Here is a 19,007-nt window from a genome sequence, read left to right as displayed (position 1 = left end):
CGCAAAGGGAATGAACCTCACTTCTTCACATCTTTTTCCGTCTCATGTGAGGAGACCGGCCAAACAGGCGAGTGCGAATCCGATTCCGATGTCCCGGTTCGCGCGAAATTGGGCAAGACAAAGGCGCGGATCGGCGGGATTGATTCGGGAAGCTTGGTACAACAGCAGTCCCACGCAGATCAGCGCGCCAAGAAAGAAGCCGAAACCCGTATGGGCCAGTACGCCCGCTGTGATGAAAGCTGCGGCCGCAAGAGCGTAGCAGGCGCCGACGAAGCCGCGTGGTCGGTGCACCCACAGACGGGAGGTGGATTTCACGCCGATACGGGCGTCATCCTCCATATCCTGAAAGCCGTAGATCGTGTCGAAACCGAGTTGCCAGAAGATCGTGGCGGCATAGAGCGGCATCTGCGTCGCATCGCAGCGGTCCGTTATCGCCGCGTAGCCCATGGGTGCACCGAAGCCGAACGTGAACCCCATGACGAGTTGCGGCCACCATGTGAAACGCTTGGCGAGGGGATAGAGCGCCACAAGCAGAAGCGAGGAGGCGCCGAGGATCTGCGTCAGACCGTTGAGCTGGAGCAGGATGACGAAACCGATAAGTAGGAGCAGCAGCAGGAAAAGAGCCGCGTGCCGCATCCGCAATGCGCCGGAGGCCAGCGGTCGCCCGGCTGTGCGCGCCACCTGACGGTCGATGTCGCGATCCCACATGTCGTTCACGACGCAGCCGGCCGAACGCATCACCACGCTGCCAATGCCAAACAACACGAGAAGCCGCAGCCGCTCCATGGGGGCAATGGCCGTGTGAGCACCGGGAAGAAGGATGCCCCATGCGCCGGGCAGAAAGAGCAGCCATGCCCCGATGGGCCGGTCCAGTCGGGCCAGCAGGGCATACGGGCGCAGCTTGGCGGGAAGATGCGCGATCCAGCCGGAGGTGCGGATGTCGGTGTGCGGAGTGGTCGTGTTCGGCACCGGGCTCTTCCCTGACAGACTTGACCGGCAGGCCGATCCCGCCGAAACCGCGCCGATTGATGCGGGGATGGCTCTTCCGGGTCAATGGTCCCCACGTTCGGTCAACCGATCCTTGCGGAGTTTCTGGCATGTCGGCGCTTCACACCCTGCCTCGGTTGCATGTGTCTGTCGGGGAGACACTCGTGGCACATGCGGACCTGCCGATGACGCCCGAGCAGGCGCGTTATCTCGGTACGGTTTTGCGTCGTGCCGAGGGAGACGAGGTGCGTCTGTTCAACGAACGCGACGGGGAGTGGCTGGCGCGGATCGCGGGCGTGCGCAAGGACAAGGGGTGTTTCACGGTTGTGGAACAGCTGCGCGCACCCGCGCCCGAGCCGGGCTGTGTGCTGGTCTTCGCGCTGCTCAAGCGCGACTCCACAGATCTCGTGATCCGCATGGGAACGGAATTGGGCGTGTCGCGCTTCGTTCCGGTCATAACCGAGCGCACGGTGAGTGGCCGCGTAAAGAGTGAGCGGCTCGAATCGATTGCCACCGAAGCGGCGGAGCAGTGTGAGCGGTTGAGTGTGCCAGTGGTGGAGGCCCCGGTCCGCCTGACCGATTTTCTCGGAGCATGGCCTGCTGATTTCCGTCTTTTTGTTGCGGTGGAACGACAGATTGCCCAAGGAGAAGGTCCTGTCGCCTTTGCCGGAGCGCGAGTGGGCGATGGCGTTCTCATCGGTCCGGAGGGGGGATTCAGCGCCGGGGAACTTGACGTTCTGCGTGCCCGCCCCTTTGTTACACCTGTCACACTGGGGAACAGGGTGCTGCGGGCAGAGACAGCCGTCACGGCAGCGCTCGCCCTGTTCGATTCCCAGCTCCGAAACGCTTGAGGCGGCGGGAGCGTTCGGTTCGGGGCTGTCCCGTGCCGTCCGCGGTTTCGCTGTCCCGACTGGAACCCGCAGCCGATGTCCAATCCCGCCGAGCAGGACGCACGTCCCATTACTTCCCTACAGGATCTCGTGGATGTGCTGGCCTCGGGCTGTAAACCACGTGAAGACTGGCGGATCGGTACGGAGCACGAAAAATTCGGCTTCGTACGGCCTGAGGCGGCGACGGCAGAGCGTCCGGCTTTTTCCTCACCGGCCTACGCCCCTGAGGGCATCGGCGCGTTGTTGGAAGGCGTGCGGGCCGAGGGCGGCTGGCAGCCGATCATGGATGGCCCGGCGCTCATTGGGCTGAAGGGGCAGGGAGAGAACGCGGGCGGGGCGATCTCGCTGGAACCGGCAGGGCAGTTCGAACTCTCCGGCGCACCTTTGGCGAGTCTCCATGACACGCGCGCGGAACTGGAGCGTCACTTCGCCAATATCCGCAGTCCGGCCCGCAAGCTGGGCCTGGGATTCGCGCCGCTGGGCTTCCATCCCTTCGCCACACGGGCGTCTCAGCCATGGATGCCCAAGAGCCGCTACGCGATCATGCGGGCCTATATGCCCAAGGTCGGCTCCATGGGACTGGACATGATGCAGCGGACCTGCACCGTTCAGGTCAATCTGGATTTTGCCTCGGAAGAGGATATGCGGCGCAAGATGTGTGTCTCGCTCACTCTCCAACCAGTGGCCACCGCCCTGTTCGCCAATTCGCCGTTTTATGAAGGCAAGGTCAATGGCTGGCTGTCCAATCGGGCAAATGTGTGGACCGATACGGACAACAATCGTTCGGGGATGCCCGATGCCTGCTTTGCGAAAGATTTCGGCTTTGCGAAGTATGTCGAGTGGGCGCTGGATGTGCCGATGTATTTCATCGTGCGCGATGGCAAGCTGATCGACGTGGCCGGGCGGTCGTTTCGCGCATGGCTTGCCGGAGACCGGCAGGACGGCCTTGATGGTCTCACACCCACTATCGGTGATTTCGAAGATCATCTGACGACGCTCTTTCCAGATGTGAGGCTCAAGCGTTTTCTGGAAATGCGGGGCGCGGATGCCGGGTCACCGGAGATGATGATCGCTCAGTCCGCTCTGTGGGTGGGGCTGCTGTACGACGATGCCGCCTTGAGTGCCGCAGAAAGCCTTGTGCGCGAGTACGACGAAGCGACGTATCGCACGCTGCGGGCCGATGTGCCGGCGCGTGCGCTGAACACTCCGCTGGGCACAGGCACCGTGCGCGATCTGGCGGCCCGGATGGTGGCAATTGCCACAGACGGTCTTCGGGCGCGCGGGCTGCGTAATACGGCCGGACAGGATGAAACCGTGTTGCTCGCGCCCCTTCAGGCGCTCGTGGCAGGTGCGCCGACACAGGCGGAGCGTTGGCTGGAACGGTATAACGGACCTTGGGGCGGTGATGTGCGCCGTATTCTGTCCGAAGCGGAAATATGAGGGGTAACTGCCGGTTTTTTATGCAGGCAGCCGAGGCGTGCCGACATGGGTGAGGCAGACCGTGGGGCCAGCATGCTCCGGGTAAGGCTTCTCGAGACCTCCGACCTTCACGCCTGTCTGCATCCCTACGATTATTACCGGGCCCATGAAAATCATGGCGTCGGGCTGTTGCGGGTTGCCGAACTGATCCGGGCTGCCCGCGATGAGGTGCCCAATACGCTTCTGTTCGACAATGGAGATACGCTTCAGGGCACGCCTCTGGGCGATTACATGGCGCAGGATGGGCATCTGGCCGCAGTGGATGTCCATCCCATGATCCGGTTGATGAACCGGTTGGGTTACGATGCGGCGACGTTGGGGAATCACGAATTCAATTTCGGTCTGTCCTTTTTACAGCAGGTTCTTGCACAGACCGCGTTTCCGGTCGTCTGCGCCAATGTGGCTCGCGTGGACGGAGGAGCGTTTGTGCCACCCTTCGTCGTGCTGGAGCGCGACATGGTGGACGATGAGGGCACGTGCCATCGTTTGAAGATCGGTGTGGTGGGATTTGTGCCACCCCAGATCATGACATGGGACGCCACGCATCTGCAGGACCGGGTGCAGGCCTGTGACATGGTGGAGGCAGCCCGGAGAGTGCTTCCGGTTCTGAGGGCGCAGAGCGATGTGATCGTGGCGCTGTGTCACTGTGGCATTGCCGATGGACCGCAGGAGAGCGGGGCGGAAAACATGGCTCTGTCGTTGGCGGCTCTTCCCGGCATCGACGCCCTCCTGCTCGGACATACCCATCACGTCTTTCCCGGTCCCGCGCATGATGGGTTGGCCGATGTGGACAACGAAACAGGCACGCTGCACGGCAAGCCCGCGGTGATGCCGGGTTTCTGGGGCAGTCACCTCGGTCTGATCGATCTAACACTGACCCGTGGCGTCGGCGGAGAGTGGAGATGCCAATCGTTTCGTGTGGAGACACGTCCGATCTGCGCGCAGTCAGCGAACGCCACCGTGTCGCCTGTCGTGACGCAGGATCCTGTCCTGACGAAGCTGGTGCAGGATGAGCATGAAGCGACGAAGGTGTGGATGGCGCAGCCCGTAGCTCACACGACTGGCGCGCTGACGACATTTTTTACGTTTACCGGCTCCGATCCGACGCTTGCCCTTATCAATGAAGCGCAACTGGCATGGGCACGGTCTTTTCTGGCGAAGACAGAAGCGGAAGCCCTGCCGCTTCTCTCGGCCGCATCTCCTTTCCATGCGGGGGGAGCAGGCGCCGCGTCCTTTGTGGATATTCCCACAGGCCCGCTGGCCCTGCGCGATCTGGCGAGTATTTATCCCTATCCCAACACACTGGCGCTCGTGCGTTGCACGGGTGCGGAGATACAGGAGTGGCTTGAGCGCGCGGCGGCAGTTTTTAACCGGATCGATCCGACTGAGGCGCATCCTCAACCGCTGCTCGATGCCTCTATCCCGTCCTATACATTCGATGTGCTGGCTTCTGAGGCGGTAAATGGTGGGCTGACATGGGAGATCGATCTGACGGCGCCAACTCGTTATGACGCAGAGGGGCGGTTGGTCGATCCTTCTGCGCGACGCATCCATAGTTTGAAGCTGGGATCGCAGCCTATCGAGCGCGAGCAGCCAGTCTTCGTTGTGACCAACAGCTACCGTGCGTCAGGCGGCGGCCATTTTCCCGGTACGGGTTGCGAGCACATCGTGGAGGTTTCCACGGCACGCAGCCGCGACGTTCTGGCAAAATATGTGGAAACGCGACAGACCATCGTGCCTTCAGAGATTCAGCCATGGCATTTTCGTCCACTTGGAGCGGAGGTCACGGTGTGGGTGGATCTGCCTTTCGCCGCCGCATCGCTGGCGAAGCAATGCGGCAATCTTGTGCGATTGGGGGAAGGTGCTGTCGGCTGTGACCGGTACGCAGTTCTCACGGGGCGCGATGTGTCGGGCGGAGCGAGATAGGACGCATTGCGCCGGGAGTGTCAGAACAGGCCGGAGCTGGTTTTGATGGGTGACGTGTTCATGGCGTGATGCCAGACGACATTGCCGTCGAAGATGACGGTCAGGTTCTTCTGGTGGCCATGCCAACTCTGGTGAAGATCGCCGTAAATGGGAATGAAGTTCTCGCCGTCCGTCACCTGCTTGGTGAAGGAATATTCCCACTCCTCATGTCCGCTATCGGTGAAGGTGGTTCGTAGCGGAGGTCCGAACAGGGCGCGAACCTGATCGCGGGTGGTGACGCCGTCGTGAATTTTCTGATCGATCGTGGCGTCGGTTTCGTTTTTCAGTGTGGTGTTGCCACTGGTGGCACAGGCAGCCAGCGTCAGCGCGCAGGAAAGGATCACAACGCCAGCGACCGGGCGGAAACGTGAAATCATCGGATAGGATCGTCCTTCTTGCTTCCTTGCCGAAGAACGCAGCCCATGACTGGCGTAGGCGAGGAATGGTCAGGATGTCTTATCCAACAGAAACGCAAAAAGAAATGTTCGTAGCTGGGGGCTGACGGTATGGCACGAGGAAGGGAAACGGCGGCTTCGCGAGAAGGACAGGCGGAAGAGCCGTTTCCATGCAGCCTCAGTTTTTGTGGAGTTTCTTCTCCCATGCCGCCCGGATTTCTGCGGGTGTCATCGTGCGTTCCTTACTGGAAGCTTTCGTCTGCGCGGCTTTGGTATGGCCATGCTGCACCGAATGCTGCGCTTTCTTTCCTTGTGGAGCGGGCTGTCCCTTCCGGGCACCCGGGGGTACGATGCCGGAGGCAGGATGCGCGTTGATGGCCTGCACGGCAGCTTCACAGCGTGACCCCTTGCCCACGCCAAGCTGAATGGTCGGGAGAAGGGCGAGGGGCGGAAAGACAAAGCCCAACCCGGCTGCGGCCGCTGCACGCCCGATGATTTCGGCTCCCGGCATTACGCTGGGACTTTTGAGGGCTCCGGTGATGTTGAAGGCGCCCGGAAAGGACAGGATCGTCGGGCCTATCGAGCGTGTCGTCAGCGAATAATCGATTGTGTTCTTGCGGAAATCCACGCTGCCGCTTCCCAGTGTGCGGGTTTCCCGTGTTTCCAGAAGCAGGGTTTTCGTGTTCATCACCCCGTTGCGCAGCGGCATATCGGCCAGAAAACAGTCCACGGCCGTATGACCGGGCAGTCCAAGCGCGGAGAGAATGGCATTTCCGAGTTGCAGCCCAAGCGCTTCGGGCAGAAGGGCGGAGATATCGCCTCCTTCGCTGAGCACCAGCGTCAGGCCGCCATTGCCGTTGGCCACCAGTGAGGCAATGGAGTTGCCCGTAGAAGTCAGCGTGAAGTTGCCGCCGATGATGCCGCCCTGCGCCTGCGTCTGGGTGGTGGTGCGCATGATGTGAGCGAGGTCGAGACGCGAGAAATCAAACTTTGCTTTTGTAGCAAAGCCTTTCTGCGCGGGCGTGAGTGTGGCGGCAGCACTGATGCTGCCTTTGCCGACGGCGAAAGTCAGATGTTTGAGGTCGATGGCGCCGTCCTGCACCGCAAACTCGGTGTCGATGTTATCGAGCGGCAGGCGCTTGTTCTCGATGTGATCGCCTTTGTAGGTGACATGCGCATTGATGGCGTTGAGCTTTGGCACGTTGATCGGCGTGTCGGGCAAAACGTTCGGATCTTTTGCCTCGGCCTTTTTTTCGCTTTGCGACTGAGGACCGGGCTTGCTTCCGATGAAGCCGCCGAGATCGGCGATGTCCACGCGGTGCGAATGAAGTGCGGCCTCCAGCGTGGGCGGCTTGTCATGCGGATTGACGCTCAGTGTGCCGTCAAGGTCGCTGGACCCCATCCGGCCACGGAAGTCGGAGAAGCGGATCAGGTTGGCGGTGTAATCGAGATTGCCGGTGATGTCGTAAGGCGGCGTTTGCGGAATGGGGACACCGGTCAGCGGGTAGAGCAGCGACATATCGGGACCGAGAAGGTGCAGCTTGAGCTTGCTGCCCTTGAAGGCCAGCGGGTCGTCCACCGTTCCCTTGAGCGTGACGCGCGTTGCACCGTTGCGGACATCCAGATCGACCGGATAAGGGGTTTTGGCGTCCGTCAGGGACAGCAGCGCACCGCCTATGAAATACCCCTTGATGGGCTGCGCGGCATAGCGACCGGTGGTGTCGGCCACGATGGTCCCGCGATCGGTGTCGCTTTTGGGCGGCGTGGTGTGCAGGGCGGTGTCCATGTCGGCGCGCAGGACGTCGTCATGCAGGTGCACATGGCCGTCATTAATTTCCAGACCGCCGATGGATGAGGGAGAGAAACTCGACGAACTCTTACTCTCATCTTTCTTCGTCGATCCGAACGTATAGTTGTTGGTGCCGTCCTTGCGGCGCTCCACGTCGGCTTGCGGGGTCTCCAGCCGGATGAGTGGCAGAAAAAGGTCGCGGTGCCAGAGCAATTTCCACATGTCGATCTCGGCTGTGGCGTGCTCGGCGGCAAAGAAAGGTGCTTTGACGTTCGCGAAGGGTGCGGGCTGCTCACTCCGCAGCTTGTCCACGGTTACGCGCGTGACGCGACCCAGCCGGACATGCAGATGCTCAATGGTGGTGGGACGGCCCAGCGCAGCTGTCGCCTGACGGTTCACCAGGGGCACGAACCAGTCCCATGACCAGAAGATGATCAGCAGCACGAGAAGAAGGACGAACAGGCCAAAACCCGAGAGCGAATATCTGTGGCGCTGGTAAAACGATGTGTCGCTCATCTGTCCCCGTCCGCTGGCCGAAGGCAGTCCCGCGACCATTGCTTTCATGTTCCTTTTCGCCCCATGCGGCCGCGCCGGTTCGGGCAAGTCCCGTTTTCATGCGTCCCAATCCCTTGAGAAGCAAGGACATCTCAGGGCGCAACGCGGTACGTCGGGCCGAAGTTCCGGAAAACGAAACAGCTTGGGGCCAGTCAGGAAAGGCTATGGATACGTTGCGCTGTCTTGACGGGAGCCGCCCTACCGCCCATTCCTGCGCCATCATGCGTGTCGCCGCCATTCTCCTCGCGGCCGGGCTCGGCAGCCGTTACGCCGCCGCCACCGGCTCCACCACCGCCAAGCAGTTCATCACGCTTGGCGGTCGTCCTGTCATTCGTCACGCCGCAGAGGCGCTGGCCCCTCATGTGGCGCTGATCCAGCCCGTGGGCGATCCCGCGATGCTGGAGAAAGCTCTGGAGGGCATGACCACTCTGTCCCCTATCCCCGGCGGTAAGGAACGTCAGGACAGTGTGCGCGCCGGTCTGGAAGCGCTGGACGCTTTGCCGGACGATCAGAAGCCCGATCTCGTGCTGGTGCATGACGGAGCGCGGCCCTATGTCCCGGCGTGTCTGATCGCGGACGTGATCGCGGCTCTGGCCGAACATCCGGGCGCGATTCCGGCGGTGCCCGTTGCCGACACGCTCAAGAAGGGTGAGAACGGCGTGATTGCGGACACGGTTTCGCGCGCCAATCTGTTTCGCGCCCAGACGCCGCAGGGCTTTCGCTTCCCGATTTTGCGCGACCTGCATCGTGCGGCGGAGGCGAAAGGCGACAACACGGCCACCGATGACGCGCTTTTGCTCGAATCCGCCGGTTTCAGCGTGGCCCTCACGCCCGGTTCCGAAGACAACATCAAGCTGACTTACGAGGAGGATTTGGTGCGCCTCGAACGCCTGATCGGCCCAACCCTGCTTCCGCGCACCGGCTTCGGCTACGACGTCCACGCCTTTGCCGAAGGTCGGCCGCTCATCATGTGCGGCATCACCATTCCTTATGACCGTGGTCTTGCCGGTCATTCGGACGCGGATGTCGGCATTCACGCTCTGTGCGATGCCATTTACGGTGCCTTGGCCGAGGGCGATATCGGCCGTCACTTCCCGCCCAGCAAGAATGAGTGGAAAGACGCCGACAGCGCCCGCTTCCTTGTCCATGCCGGAGAACTGATCCGCAAGAAGGGTGGAATGCTGATAAACGCTGACGTCACCCTGATCTGTGAGCGCCCCAAAATCGGTCCACATGCACAGGCGATGCGGGAGCGTCTGGCTTCCCTGCTGGAAGTGGATGTGGATCGGATTTCAGTGAAGGCTACGACTTCCGAGCGGCTAGGCTTTACAGGACGTGAAGAAGGGATTGCCTGCACGGCGACCGCGACTGTTCTGGTGCCCTGAAGCATGGGCAGATTGAAGTGGCGCGTAGAATAAACTTTCGTCGCTTCGGTCCCGCTGTTTTATGGTCTGGGCTTGCGTGTGTTTTCTGCGTCGTGAGCGCACATGTCGCGCGCTATTGGGCGCGAACGTCCGATCAGGTCGGTTATTTTCTGGCAGGCAAGGCCTTTATCCACGGGAACTGGCGTCTGCATGGCTGGACGCTGACGCCTCCGGATTTCTGGACATCGGATATTCCCCTGTCGGGACTTTTATCTGTGGCATGGGCAGGGCTGGGCCATTCACCTATCAGTCCTCTCTTGCTGGCCTTTCAGCCTGCCGTAACATGGACGGCGCTGGTGGCCTCTCTCATTGCCGTGGTGCGACTGCGTCTGGTAGCGGCAAGCGCCCGTTGGGGCGCGACCCTGCTCGTCCTGACCTTGTTTGCCGTGCCTCTGTTAACGGTTGAGACGGCTTATTTCGTCACATTGTCCGCCATTCATCTCGGGTCGCTCATTTACGGGGTGTGGGCGCTCCATCATGCCGCGCGTTATTTGGAAACAGGACGATATGGTCACCTGACGGCCTGCGGGCTTTTGGCGTTTCTGGGCATTGTGGGCGATCCTCTTTTGCAGGTCATGATTACCCTGCCGGTTCTGTTGTTCTGTATCAGCCGGTTTAGCGAAAGATATGAAAACAGGGGACGATTGGCGCGTCTGGGCAGCATTATGCTCGCGATGGCGGTTCTCGCTCCTATGGCGATTGCCATTAATCAGTCTACCGGTGGGTTTGCCGTCGAGCCACTCAATCCGCAATTCGTGGCGTGGCAGGACATCGGCGGCACGCTGTCCACGTTTTTTCACGATGTTCTACTGGCGTTTGGTGCCGATCCGTTTGGACATCCGGTCAAGGAAAGTGTGCCGACCTTTCTGCATTTTATCCTTCTGGGCCTCTGTTTATGGCAGGCAGGGCGTCTTCTGTTGAGAACAGGTTCCTGTGGAGATGGGCAGGGAAAAGATCCTTTTTTTTCTATCCTTTTGCTGGCGACGCTCTGTAATGCGGCGAGTCTTGTGCTCAGTAACAGAATATCTGCCGAGGCGTTCTCGATTGCCTCGGTGCGTTATTTCTTTCCCGGTTGGGCAACTTTGTGTCTCGTAATGGCTTTATGCTGCGCAAGACAGAAAGCCGTTCTCGCCGTCGCGGGCCTGACTCTGGCGTTTACAATAAAGGCGGATGCGAGACTGATTGCCCATCCACCCCCAACTTTCCTGCAGGCGGATGATGGCGGAGCGCTTCTGGATACTTTGTTGCATGAAGAACCTTCCATAGGGATCGGCACATGGTGGCATTCTCTTACTTACGAAATTGCTTCTCAAGGCAGTCTGACCGTTCTTCCCGCTGTAACGGATGGCAACGGACATGTTGTGCCTTTTCAACATATTCATGAAAATTTCAGTTTTGATGAACTTACGCATCATTCTTTCTTTGTGCTGGTACCGTCACCGACCGAGACGTATGACGAGGCAGCTGTTCTTCGCACTTTTGGTGCGCCCACAGCCCGACGACAGATAGGACGGTTCGTGATCCTGCGCTATCAGCGCAAGTGACTCCTGAATGGAGAGGAAGAAAAAACACCAGCGACGATCGCAGATCGATCCGTTTTTCCATTCCTTGTGCAACCCATGTCCATTTTAACGCTTTTCATCGGAAGGAAGCCTTTTCCATCTTCCTCCCCTCCCGAAAGGCGTTGCAGGACGATGACATTTCCCTTCGAAAGCCTCAGAGCCAGTCAGCCCGAACTGGAAGAGGAAGCCTCTGCGAATGACCGTGACGGAGGCTTCCCGATTGCTGGACTGGCGCGTCTGCGTTCGCTGGGTGGGATGTCGGCGGCCTTGCCTCAAGCACTTGGCGGTTTCGGCTTGGGAACGGAACCCAAGAGTTCGACAGATTTGATGCGACTGTTGCGTCTTACGGGGGAGGGTAATCTTTCGTTGGGGCGGCTACTCGAAGGGCATGTCAACGCCATTCGGCTGGTCTTTCGGTATGGGAGTGCGGGGCAACTGCATCGGCTTGCGGCAGCCATCCACGATGGTGCGCTCGCGGGCATATGGGTGACAGAAACGACGAACGGTGTGCGCATGACGCGGGTCGGTTCAACATATGCTCTTCACGGCGAGAAGATGTTTGCTTCAGGTGCGTTGCATGTCACTCGTCCTCTCATAACAGCCGAAACCACGACGGGTGAGACACGAATGCTCGTTGTTCCGCTGGATGCCGCGCGAAAGGCCACGGAGTCCATCGGTGGTTTGTGTGGCATGCGTGGCGCGGGAACTGGCGCATGTGATTTCAGTGGCATGCATGTAACGCCGGATGCTCTTGTCGGTCAGGCGGGCGACTACCTGCGGCAACCCGAGTTCTCGGTGGGGGCATGGCGCGGCATGGCGGTTGCTCTTGGTGGTATTGACCGGCTGGTCACATTGTTTCGCAAACAACTGGTGGCGCGAGGGCGTGAAACCTGCCCCGCGCAGAAGGATCGGATCGGTCTGGCTTTGATTGCCAAGGAGACGGCGGCTCTGTGGACCAGCAGGGCTGCGCGTGTGGCGGAGGATGCGGCTCTTGATCCTGATGAGGCTGTAGCCATCGTCAACCTTGCTCGTATCGCCGTTGAACGGGCCGGATTGGATGTCATTGAACTTGTGCAGCGAGGGCTGGGACTTTCGGCTTTTGTAAAGACCAATGTCGTGGAACGCATCATGCGTGATCTTGCCACTTATCTCAGGCAACCGGCGCCGGATGAGACACTAGCTGAAGCTGCTACGTATTTTACACATAACGAGTTTTCCCGAGCATGAAGGCGGGAGAGGCTCAGGTGCTTTTTCGTTCCCTGCCATTTCGTTCCCTTGACGAAATTGCTCCCGGAAATGCTCTGATTCTCGCGCCTCATGCCGATGATGAAAGTCTTGGATGTGGAGGGTTGATCGCGCATCTCTGCGCTGCAGGACGACCGCCTCTGGTTGTGATTGCTACTGACGGGGTAGGCTCGCATCCTAATTCGCAGGCATGGCCTCCATCTCGTCTGCGCGCGCAACGTGAGCAGGAAGCCCGTGAGGCTACGACCGCGTTAGGACTTCCTTCCGATCATCTTGTGTTTCTGGGTCTTCCCGATACGGCAGCGCCTCATGAGGGAGAAGATTTTAGGCGTGTAATTCGGCAGTTGGCGCAGTTCGTTCACATTTATCGATGCGGTACGGTCTTCGTGCCTTGGCGGCATGATCCTCACTGTGATCATGAGGCTGTATGGAAAATGGGAGTGGCGCTCAGCGGAGAGAGCGCCGTTTCCCTATTCTCCTATCCAGTGTGGGGGTGGATGATTCCGCCGCATCTGGAACTTGGGGACGAGAAGATCCAAGGAGTGCGTCTGGATATTTCGGCGTTTGCCGCGCACAAGAAGCGGGCCATCCGGTTGCACGCAAGTCAATATGGAGGTCTGATCGACGACGATCCTGAGGCTTTCCGTCTGCCAGAGCAACTTCTGGAGATTTTTGATGCGCCCTATGAGGTTTTTCTGTGCTCATGAGGAAGCAGAGCTGGGACCGCCATGTTTTCGAGAAACTCTATCGAGAGGATGCGGACCCATGGAAATTCGAGACGAGCCCGTATGAACGTGAAAAATATGCGCTTACGCTTGCATGTATTGGTGTGGGGCCTTTTCAGGCGACACTTGAACTGGGCTGTTCGATCGGAGTTCTGACAGCGTGCCTCGCTTCGCGCTGCCACACGCTTCTTGCCGTGGATATTGCGGAAACGGCTCTCGAGCGTGCCGAAAAACGGTGTGATAGTTGTAATAATGTTTCTTTCCTGAATGCTCAGCTTCCTCAGGACTTCCCCGTGCTTCCACAGGGAAGTCAGAATCTGATTCTGATTTCCGAGATGCTTTACTTTCTGTCACGTCCGGACATCGTGCATCTTGCACATAAGTGTCTGTTTGTTTTGCAGCCGAAGGGGCGGATCGTACTTGTCAACTGGACAGGTGAAACCGATACGCCTTGCACCGGCGATGAAGCTGCCGAACTTTTTATGGCAACATGTCGGGATCATGGTGTGGTGTCGTGCTCCACACAGCGTCATCCGACTTACCGGATCGATTGTCTCTCTCGAGAGTGCGTGATCGATTGAGGAGGGGGAAATTTGAGAAAGCTTCTGGTAGATAGGGGGTTTTGTGCGAGAAGGTTTTTGAGAATTTCTGTTGCTGCAGCGTGATGCTGCGTCAGTTCTGATCTTTTGACTCTTTGTCGGCGTAAGGCGGGACTGGCTCTTTCGATGGCCTCCCAAACTTGTCCAAAATAGGGTGCGCCGAGCCATGCGGCGATTTCAGTCGCTGTCAGTTCTAGGTGAGAAGCAAGAGGTTGTAGCATCTGTAGGTCATGATTTCGGGGATATTCGTTCCATAATACTCTGAGTGCTGAGCGTGCTTGTGCACGTTTCAGACACAGAACCGCCGGCTCCAGCGCATCGTCGAGCATTTCGTCCTGGTGATGTATGCGGCGGGCGATCGTCTCAGCCATGCCCCCCTGAGCGCGTCCTGTCGTGCGACCTGAGACAGTGACCAGAACATCCGGCGCATGGCGGATGGGCATATCGATACGGCGTAGCGCAGCCACGAAAGCGCGGTCTTCACTGGAAGGGACGGCCGGAATTCCACCTGCGCATTTCCAGGCGGAGACTCTCACCGCGATGCTGGCTCCTGAATGTTCCGTGTGACGTGGCCATGGATCGGCCGGATCGGGATCGGTCAGATGGTGGATGTGATCCAGCAGGGTGCCATAGGCGACTTCAGCGACATCGTCATCATGAAGGCTGGCAGGAATCTTTACGGCGTCCATGGCATCGATAATGGCGCGGCCACAGACGACCGCCGCACCCGCTTCGAATGCCGCGAGGGTACGTATCAACCAATCCGAAGTCACGGTGCCGTCTGCATCAGTGGTAAAAAGAAGCCCTTCTGGTCCCACAAGGTCCGCTGCCACTTCCATGGCTTCCCGACGGGCAGTGCCGGCATGCGCCCGTTCCAACGCATATTGCCGTTCCACAAGGGTGAGTGTGAAAGGTAGCGCAGGAGCCAATGATTGAGCGTGAATGAGAGTGGCGTCGGAGCAGTTGTTCAGCAACAGGACGACATGATCGAAAGCTGCGCCTTCCTGCCGCGCCAGTGCTTCCAGACAGGTTCCGATACGTTCTTCTTCATTCCGGACAGGAACAGCGACGGCGAGGGGAGGAATGAGAGAGCGGAGTGCCATAAGGGGATAGCACCTTTTGCAAGATGCTATCTAAACTCCTTACAGAACGGAAAGTTTCGTTTTCCCATATGAGAAGACGAAACTTTTGAAACATCGTCAGAGATTGGACTGGAGCCTATCCATCCGGAAGAACTCTGGCATCGTCTTACTTTTTCAGAAAAGGCTCCAGCAACACCAGATCGGAGTCTGATAGACGATCAGCCGCCGTGGAAGCCTGATGCCAGTAAGGATAGAGCAGTGGCGGGCGGCTGACCTTTTCCAACTCCTCCACATCGTCTTCACTCAAAACGAGTGTTGCGGCTTTCAGATTATCCGTAAGCTGCGCGTCCGTGCGGGCGCCAACCACAACGCTGGTGACGCCCGGGCGCGTCAGCAGCCATGCCAGCGCGACCTGTGCGGGTGTCGCGCCATCATGTCGCTCGGCCACTTTGAACAGCACTTCAATAATGTCGTAGAGCGCCTCCACGTCCCGCACTGGTGGTTCGTCCCAGTGTGCGGCCTTGCGCGTGCCCTCGGGTTCCGGCTTGCCACGACGATATTTGCCTGAGAGCAGGCCGCCCGCGAGCGGGGACCAGATGAAGGCGTCCACACCCTGATCGACGCCCAGCGGCAGCAGTTCGTATTCCGCTTCGCGTGCCTGAAGCGTGTAGTGAATCTGCTGGGCGATGGGGCGGATCAGGCCGGAAGCATCGGCAGCGGAGAGCATCTTCATGATGTGCCAGCCGGAATAGTTGGACACGCCGAGATAGCCGATCTTTCCCGCGCGGCGCAGATCGTCCATGGCGGCAAGGGTTTCTTCCACCGGTGTCTGCCCATCCCACTCATGGCACCAGTAGAAGTCGATGTGATCGGTTTTCAGGCGCTTGAGACTGGCCTCACAGGCTTTCACGATGTGGTGGCGTGAAAGTCCACGTTCATTCGGACCTTTGTCGCCAGTCGGGAAACGGACCTTGGTGGCGAGCAGAAGCTTGTTCCGACGCACGGCATCCAACGCCTCACCGATGATCTCTTCGGACTCACCGGAAGAATAGATGTCGGCGGTGTCGAGCATGTTCACGCCCGCATCCATCGCCATGTCGATCTGACGACGCGCGCCGGCCACATCCGTATTGCCGGTCTTGGCGAAATTACCCTTGCCGCCGAACGTCATGGTGCCCAGCGTAAGAGTGGAGACTTTCAGGCCTGAATGGCCAACAAGACGGTATTCCATCAGAGGATTACTCCTTTTCTTCTTCCTTGGGGTGGAGGAACTCGGCCAGCCCTTCGGCTTCCATGTCGTGTGACCACGTTTCCACTACATTGTCGATTTCCGCGATGTTCTCGGCAGGGTCTCCTTCGACCACCAGAAGATCGGCACGTTTGCCGGGGGCAAGTACGCCGCGATCGGAACGGTTCAGCAAGGCGGCCGCGTTACCTGTGGCAAGGTGAATGGCCTCCAGCGGTGTGAGGCCTGCCTGCACTGTCAGGTCCAGTTCGCGATGCTCGGCCACACCGGGCACACGGAGCGGCATGGCGCCGCTGTCGGTGCCGAAGCCGATCTTCACACCCGCATCATGGAGCGTTTTCAGGTTGCGAAGGTTCATGGCCAGAGAGGCGCGGGCCTCATCGGCCTTGCGGCCCACACGGTTGGCGGCCTGCCATGCGGGATTGTCGATCTCGGCGGCCAGTCCTTTCGAGACGCCCAGACGCGCGAATGACGTGAGCGTCCACGGTGCGCGGTCGGCCCAAGCCGTCGTCGCTTCATCGAGTTGCAGCGTAGCGATGTACCAGATGCCCTTGTTTTTGAGTGCTTGCACAAAATCGGGTGGCACGGGCTGATCGCGCACGCCATGAGCAAGGATGTCCACACCAGACGCCACCACAAGCTCGGCATCCGCCAAATCATGAATATGAGCCGCCACACGAAGATTGTGCTTGTGGCTCTGGTCCACCACAGCCGCGATGATGGCAGGTGACATCTTGACTGGCAGGGTGCCGTCGAAATCGTCCACCCAGATCTTGACCAGATCGGTGCCTTCCCGCGCCATCTTGTCCACATCCTTGCGGGCTTCCTCGACGGAGGCGGGACGGAAGAGTTGGTCTTTGGCGACATTTACCGGCGGAGCGCCTTTGGGCACGCCGATGCCCTGATCGACACCGAACAGATCGGCGGGAAGCTGGCCTGCATGAGCGAGCCTGCGGAGTGGATCGAAGATTTCGGGCCGGTTGTTGCCCAGCGCCGTGACGGTCAGCACGCCGTAACGTCGGAACTGACCCAGTTCACCCTTGATGATGACGTCGTTGTAGTTCTGCGGCCCAGTGGTCGCGCCATCGACCTGACCGACATGGCTGTGATCCGAAATCAGGCCGGGCAGCACGGTATCCCCGTGACGGTCGAGAATCTTGGCGTTGGCGGGAGGCTGCACATTGGGACCGATGGCCAGAATACGGCCCTTTTCCATGACCAGTGTTGCGTCTTCTACGGGCGGCGCGCCGGTCCCGTCGATCACGCGGATATGTGTGAGCGCAATGGGCTCGGCTTTCGCGTGTGTGGTGGCCAGAGACGTTGTCGCGGTCAGGATGCCGCCGATGAGAAGGGCCGTCTTGGTGTTGGGACGCATGGGGGCTCCTGCTTGGACCTGCCGGAAGGTGAAAGGGAATTGATGGCACGCCGGACGGCATTGTCGAGACCATGAATCAGCGTAGCTGCTTTCTTGCGACGCCTTGCAACCTGACAGAGAGGAGGCGATGGCCACGTATGTTCTCGTATAAGCGGTCAATGATCGCTGAGGTTGCATGGTCCCGGTCTGGGCAGAGCGATCGGACGGCCCTGTCGCGCGTGTTCAGAAGGCTGAGCAGGCCGCAGTCAGACTCACGCCCACCGATTGCTGGTCGAAGCGACTGCGCCATGCGGCCCGGATAGCTTCAAGACGTTGCGAGAGGTGGGCGGTGTCGGATGTGACAATCCACACCAGCCGCGACGGTTCGGACTGTATCGCGCCTGTTGCGCGCTCGCGCCATTGCCCCTGTGCCGGGAGAACGGTCAGGCCGTTTGGAAAACGCGGTGTGATGTCCGTGCGCAGGAATGCCTGCCACGCAGATTCTGGAACGGGACGGCCATCGGAGCGCATCATGCCGAACATGAGCGTGACCTGTAGAGACGGTGCAGCGTTGAGCGCGGAGCATGTGCGGAGAGTTGGACGGCAAGCGCAGCCGGTCACGAGCATGAGGGCCAGACAGAGCGATGCACGACACAGGGATGTACGTGCGATCATGCGCAAACAGAGGTCACATCTCCTGATAGGCCTTGGCGCAGCGCGCGCCCTTCGGGGCTGGCGGCATCGATCAGGCCTTCGCGCAGGAACAGGTCGATCAGCACGAGATTGACGTTGAACTTGAACTCATCCGTGTCACGCACCAGCCGGACTACTTCCCGGATAGGCAGAAGCAGGAATTCCTCCACTTCGCCATCGGCGGGAACAGGCTGGAAGCTGTCTGGAAGAACAAGGTCGTAGCAGATGAGTTTGTCGCGTCGGAGGCCTTCAGGGCGTTCCATGCTGTAGCGGATGAGCGCCACTTCGCGGGCGTTTTCGCGCACCATGTCAGCGGGAAGGCTGGCTTCCTCGGCCGCTTCCTTCTCGATGGCGACAGCGGGTGTCAGACCGGCGGGAACGCCACCGGCCACCAGATGATCCAGCTTGCCGGGGTCCAGCCGCTTGTCGCGGGCGCGGCGCCCCACCCAAAGATGAAGGCCGTCTTCCTTGCGCACGAGTCCATTGAGATGGACCCCCACACCTACGAAGCCCAGCAGCGGCAGAGCGCCGCGGTCGATCACGCCCAGCGGGGGTTGCCCGTCTTGTGGCCCCCAGACGTCGAACAGTTCATCATGGGGGCGATAGAGTCCCTGAGAAGCTAGTATCTCGCCAAGGGATTCGAGGACAGACGGATTGGGCAGGTCGAAGACGTCGCCCTTGCGCAGTCCCATTGCATCCAGCGCCGGGATGATCTTCGTGTCCGCAAAGCCAGCAAGCTGACCTGCGATATAGAAAGGGACGCGACGACCGGGAAGGCTCGCGTTGTTGCAGGCCTTGATATGGCGCAGGAAACCGTTCTTGTCCGCTTCGGTCATGACCGTCTCTCAAAATTCGGGAGATATGCCTCTGTGGTCGTCAGTTGCCGGAGGCTTGTCCGGACTGCGCGCGTTTCACTCCTACGGGGCGTGGCAAAAGCTGGCAATGGCGAAGGACAGGACACACCATTACGCCTGTCGGCCATCTCGATGGTGTGAGGGGCGGGGTTGCAAATCGGGG

16 protein-coding genes are annotated in these 19,007 nt (G+C 59.7%); 8 read left to right on the top strand and 8 right to left on the bottom strand.

What is annotated here, in order from left to right:
* Positions 1-42 precede the first annotated feature (42 nt).
* The gene (ubiA, locus tag GOB87_RS12450; protein ID WP_166317295.1) at positions 43-969 is read right to left on the bottom strand and encodes a 4-hydroxybenzoate octaprenyltransferase; all 927 of its coding nucleotides are present in this window, start codon (positions 967-969) and stop codon (positions 43-45) included.
* 128 nt (positions 970-1,097) lie between these two features.
* Here ubiA and GOB87_RS12445 point away from each other — a divergent pair, with 128 nt between their 5' ends.
* The 3 genes from GOB87_RS12445 to GOB87_RS12435 all read left to right on the top strand — a co-directional run bounded on the left by GOB87_RS12445 (position 1,098) and on the right by GOB87_RS12435 (position 5,282).
* Positions 1,098-1,838 (top strand): 16S rRNA (uracil(1498)-N(3))-methyltransferase, encoded by a 741-nt coding sequence (locus GOB87_RS12445; RefSeq protein WP_166317292.1) that lies wholly within the window; start codon positions 1,098-1,100, stop codon positions 1,836-1,838.
* Positions 1,839-1,913: 75 nt separating this feature from the next.
* A complete protein-coding gene (locus GOB87_RS12440; RefSeq protein ID WP_166317289.1) occupies positions 1,914-3,317 on the top strand; it encodes a glutamate--cysteine ligase in 1,404 nt (467 codons plus the stop codon).
* A 45-nt stretch (positions 3,318-3,362) separates the two neighbouring features.
* Positions 3,363-5,282 carry a bifunctional 2',3'-cyclic-nucleotide 2'-phosphodiesterase/3'-nucleotidase gene (locus GOB87_RS12435; RefSeq protein WP_166317286.1) on the top strand — a complete coding sequence of 640 codons (1,920 nt, stop codon included), beginning with the start codon at positions 3,363-3,365 and terminating at the stop codon, positions 5,280-5,282.
* A gap of 20 nt (positions 5,283-5,302) precedes the next feature.
* Here GOB87_RS12435 and bamE read toward each other — a convergent pair whose 3' ends face one another.
* Both bamE and GOB87_RS12425 read right to left on the bottom strand, forming a co-directional pair.
* The gene (bamE, locus tag GOB87_RS12430) at positions 5,303-5,698 is read right to left on the bottom strand and encodes an outer membrane protein assembly factor BamE domain-containing protein (protein WP_166317283.1); all 396 of its coding nucleotides are present in this window, start codon (positions 5,696-5,698) and stop codon (positions 5,303-5,305) included.
* 196 nt (positions 5,699-5,894) lie between these two features.
* Complete coding sequence (locus GOB87_RS12425; RefSeq protein ID WP_242006376.1) at positions 5,895-8,069, bottom strand: AsmA family protein; 2,175 nt, start codon at positions 8,067-8,069, stop codon at positions 5,895-5,897.
* 212 nt (positions 8,070-8,281) lie between these two features.
* Between GOB87_RS12425 and ispF the strand changes: the two genes are divergently transcribed.
* From ispF to GOB87_RS12400, 5 genes are all read left to right on the top strand, one after another.
* Positions 8,282-9,445, top strand: coding sequence for a 2-C-methyl-D-erythritol 2,4-cyclodiphosphate synthase (ispF, locus tag GOB87_RS12420; RefSeq protein WP_166317304.1), 1,164 nt, complete (start codon positions 8,282-8,284; stop codon positions 9,443-9,445).
* Positions 9,446-9,537: 92 nt separating this feature from the next.
* A complete protein-coding gene (locus GOB87_RS12415; protein ID WP_166317280.1) occupies positions 9,538-11,028 on the top strand; it encodes a hypothetical protein in 1,491 nt (496 codons plus the stop codon).
* 150 nt (positions 11,029-11,178) lie between these two features.
* Complete coding sequence (locus GOB87_RS12410; protein ID WP_166317277.1) at positions 11,179-12,273, top strand: acyl-CoA dehydrogenase family protein; 1,095 nt, start codon at positions 11,179-11,181, stop codon at positions 12,271-12,273.
* A 17-nt stretch (positions 12,274-12,290) separates the two neighbouring features.
* Entirely contained in the window at positions 12,291-12,998 is a 708-nt protein-coding gene (locus GOB87_RS12405; RefSeq protein WP_373320659.1) for a PIG-L deacetylase family protein, read from the top strand.
* Entirely contained in the window at positions 12,995-13,597 is a 603-nt protein-coding gene (locus tag GOB87_RS12400) for a class I SAM-dependent DNA methyltransferase (protein WP_166317271.1), read from the top strand. Before GOB87_RS12405 ends, GOB87_RS12400 begins: the two co-directional genes overlap by 4 nt.
* Here the strand turns inward: GOB87_RS12400 and GOB87_RS12395 are convergent.
* The 5 genes from GOB87_RS12395 to GOB87_RS12375 all read right to left on the bottom strand — a co-directional run bounded on the left by GOB87_RS12395 (position 13,555) and on the right by GOB87_RS12375 (position 18,826).
* The gene (locus GOB87_RS12395; protein ID WP_166317268.1) at positions 13,555-14,718 is read right to left on the bottom strand and encodes a glycosyltransferase; all 1,164 of its coding nucleotides are present in this window, start codon (positions 14,716-14,718) and stop codon (positions 13,555-13,557) included. The genes GOB87_RS12400 and GOB87_RS12395 overlap by 43 nt on opposite strands.
* A gap of 145 nt (positions 14,719-14,863) precedes the next feature.
* Positions 14,864-15,928, bottom strand: a complete 1,065-nt coding sequence (locus GOB87_RS12390; RefSeq protein ID WP_166317265.1) for an aldo/keto reductase — start codon at positions 15,926-15,928, stop codon at positions 14,864-14,866.
* Positions 15,929-15,935: 7 nt separating this feature from the next.
* On the bottom strand, positions 15,936-17,318 hold the full coding sequence (locus GOB87_RS12385) for an amidohydrolase family protein (RefSeq protein ID WP_166317262.1): 1,383 nt from the start codon (positions 17,316-17,318) through the stop codon (positions 15,936-15,938).
* Between the two features lie 222 nt (positions 17,319-17,540).
* Positions 17,541-17,972, bottom strand: a complete 432-nt coding sequence (locus GOB87_RS12380; protein WP_242006374.1) for a DUF3574 domain-containing protein — start codon at positions 17,970-17,972, stop codon at positions 17,541-17,543.
* Positions 17,969-18,826, bottom strand: coding sequence for an NUDIX hydrolase (locus GOB87_RS12375; protein WP_166317259.1), 858 nt, complete (start codon positions 18,824-18,826; stop codon positions 17,969-17,971). Before GOB87_RS12375 ends, GOB87_RS12380 begins: the two co-directional genes overlap by 4 nt.
* Positions 18,827-19,007: the final 181 nt, after the last annotated feature.

The organism is Acetobacter estunensis (genome assembly GCF_011516945.1).
GTDB classification, from domain to species: domain Bacteria; phylum Pseudomonadota; class Alphaproteobacteria; order Acetobacterales; family Acetobacteraceae; genus Acetobacter; species Acetobacter estunensis.
The sequence above is the reverse complement of the archived record's forward strand: the minus strand, read 5'-3'. Positions and strand labels throughout refer to the sequence as shown.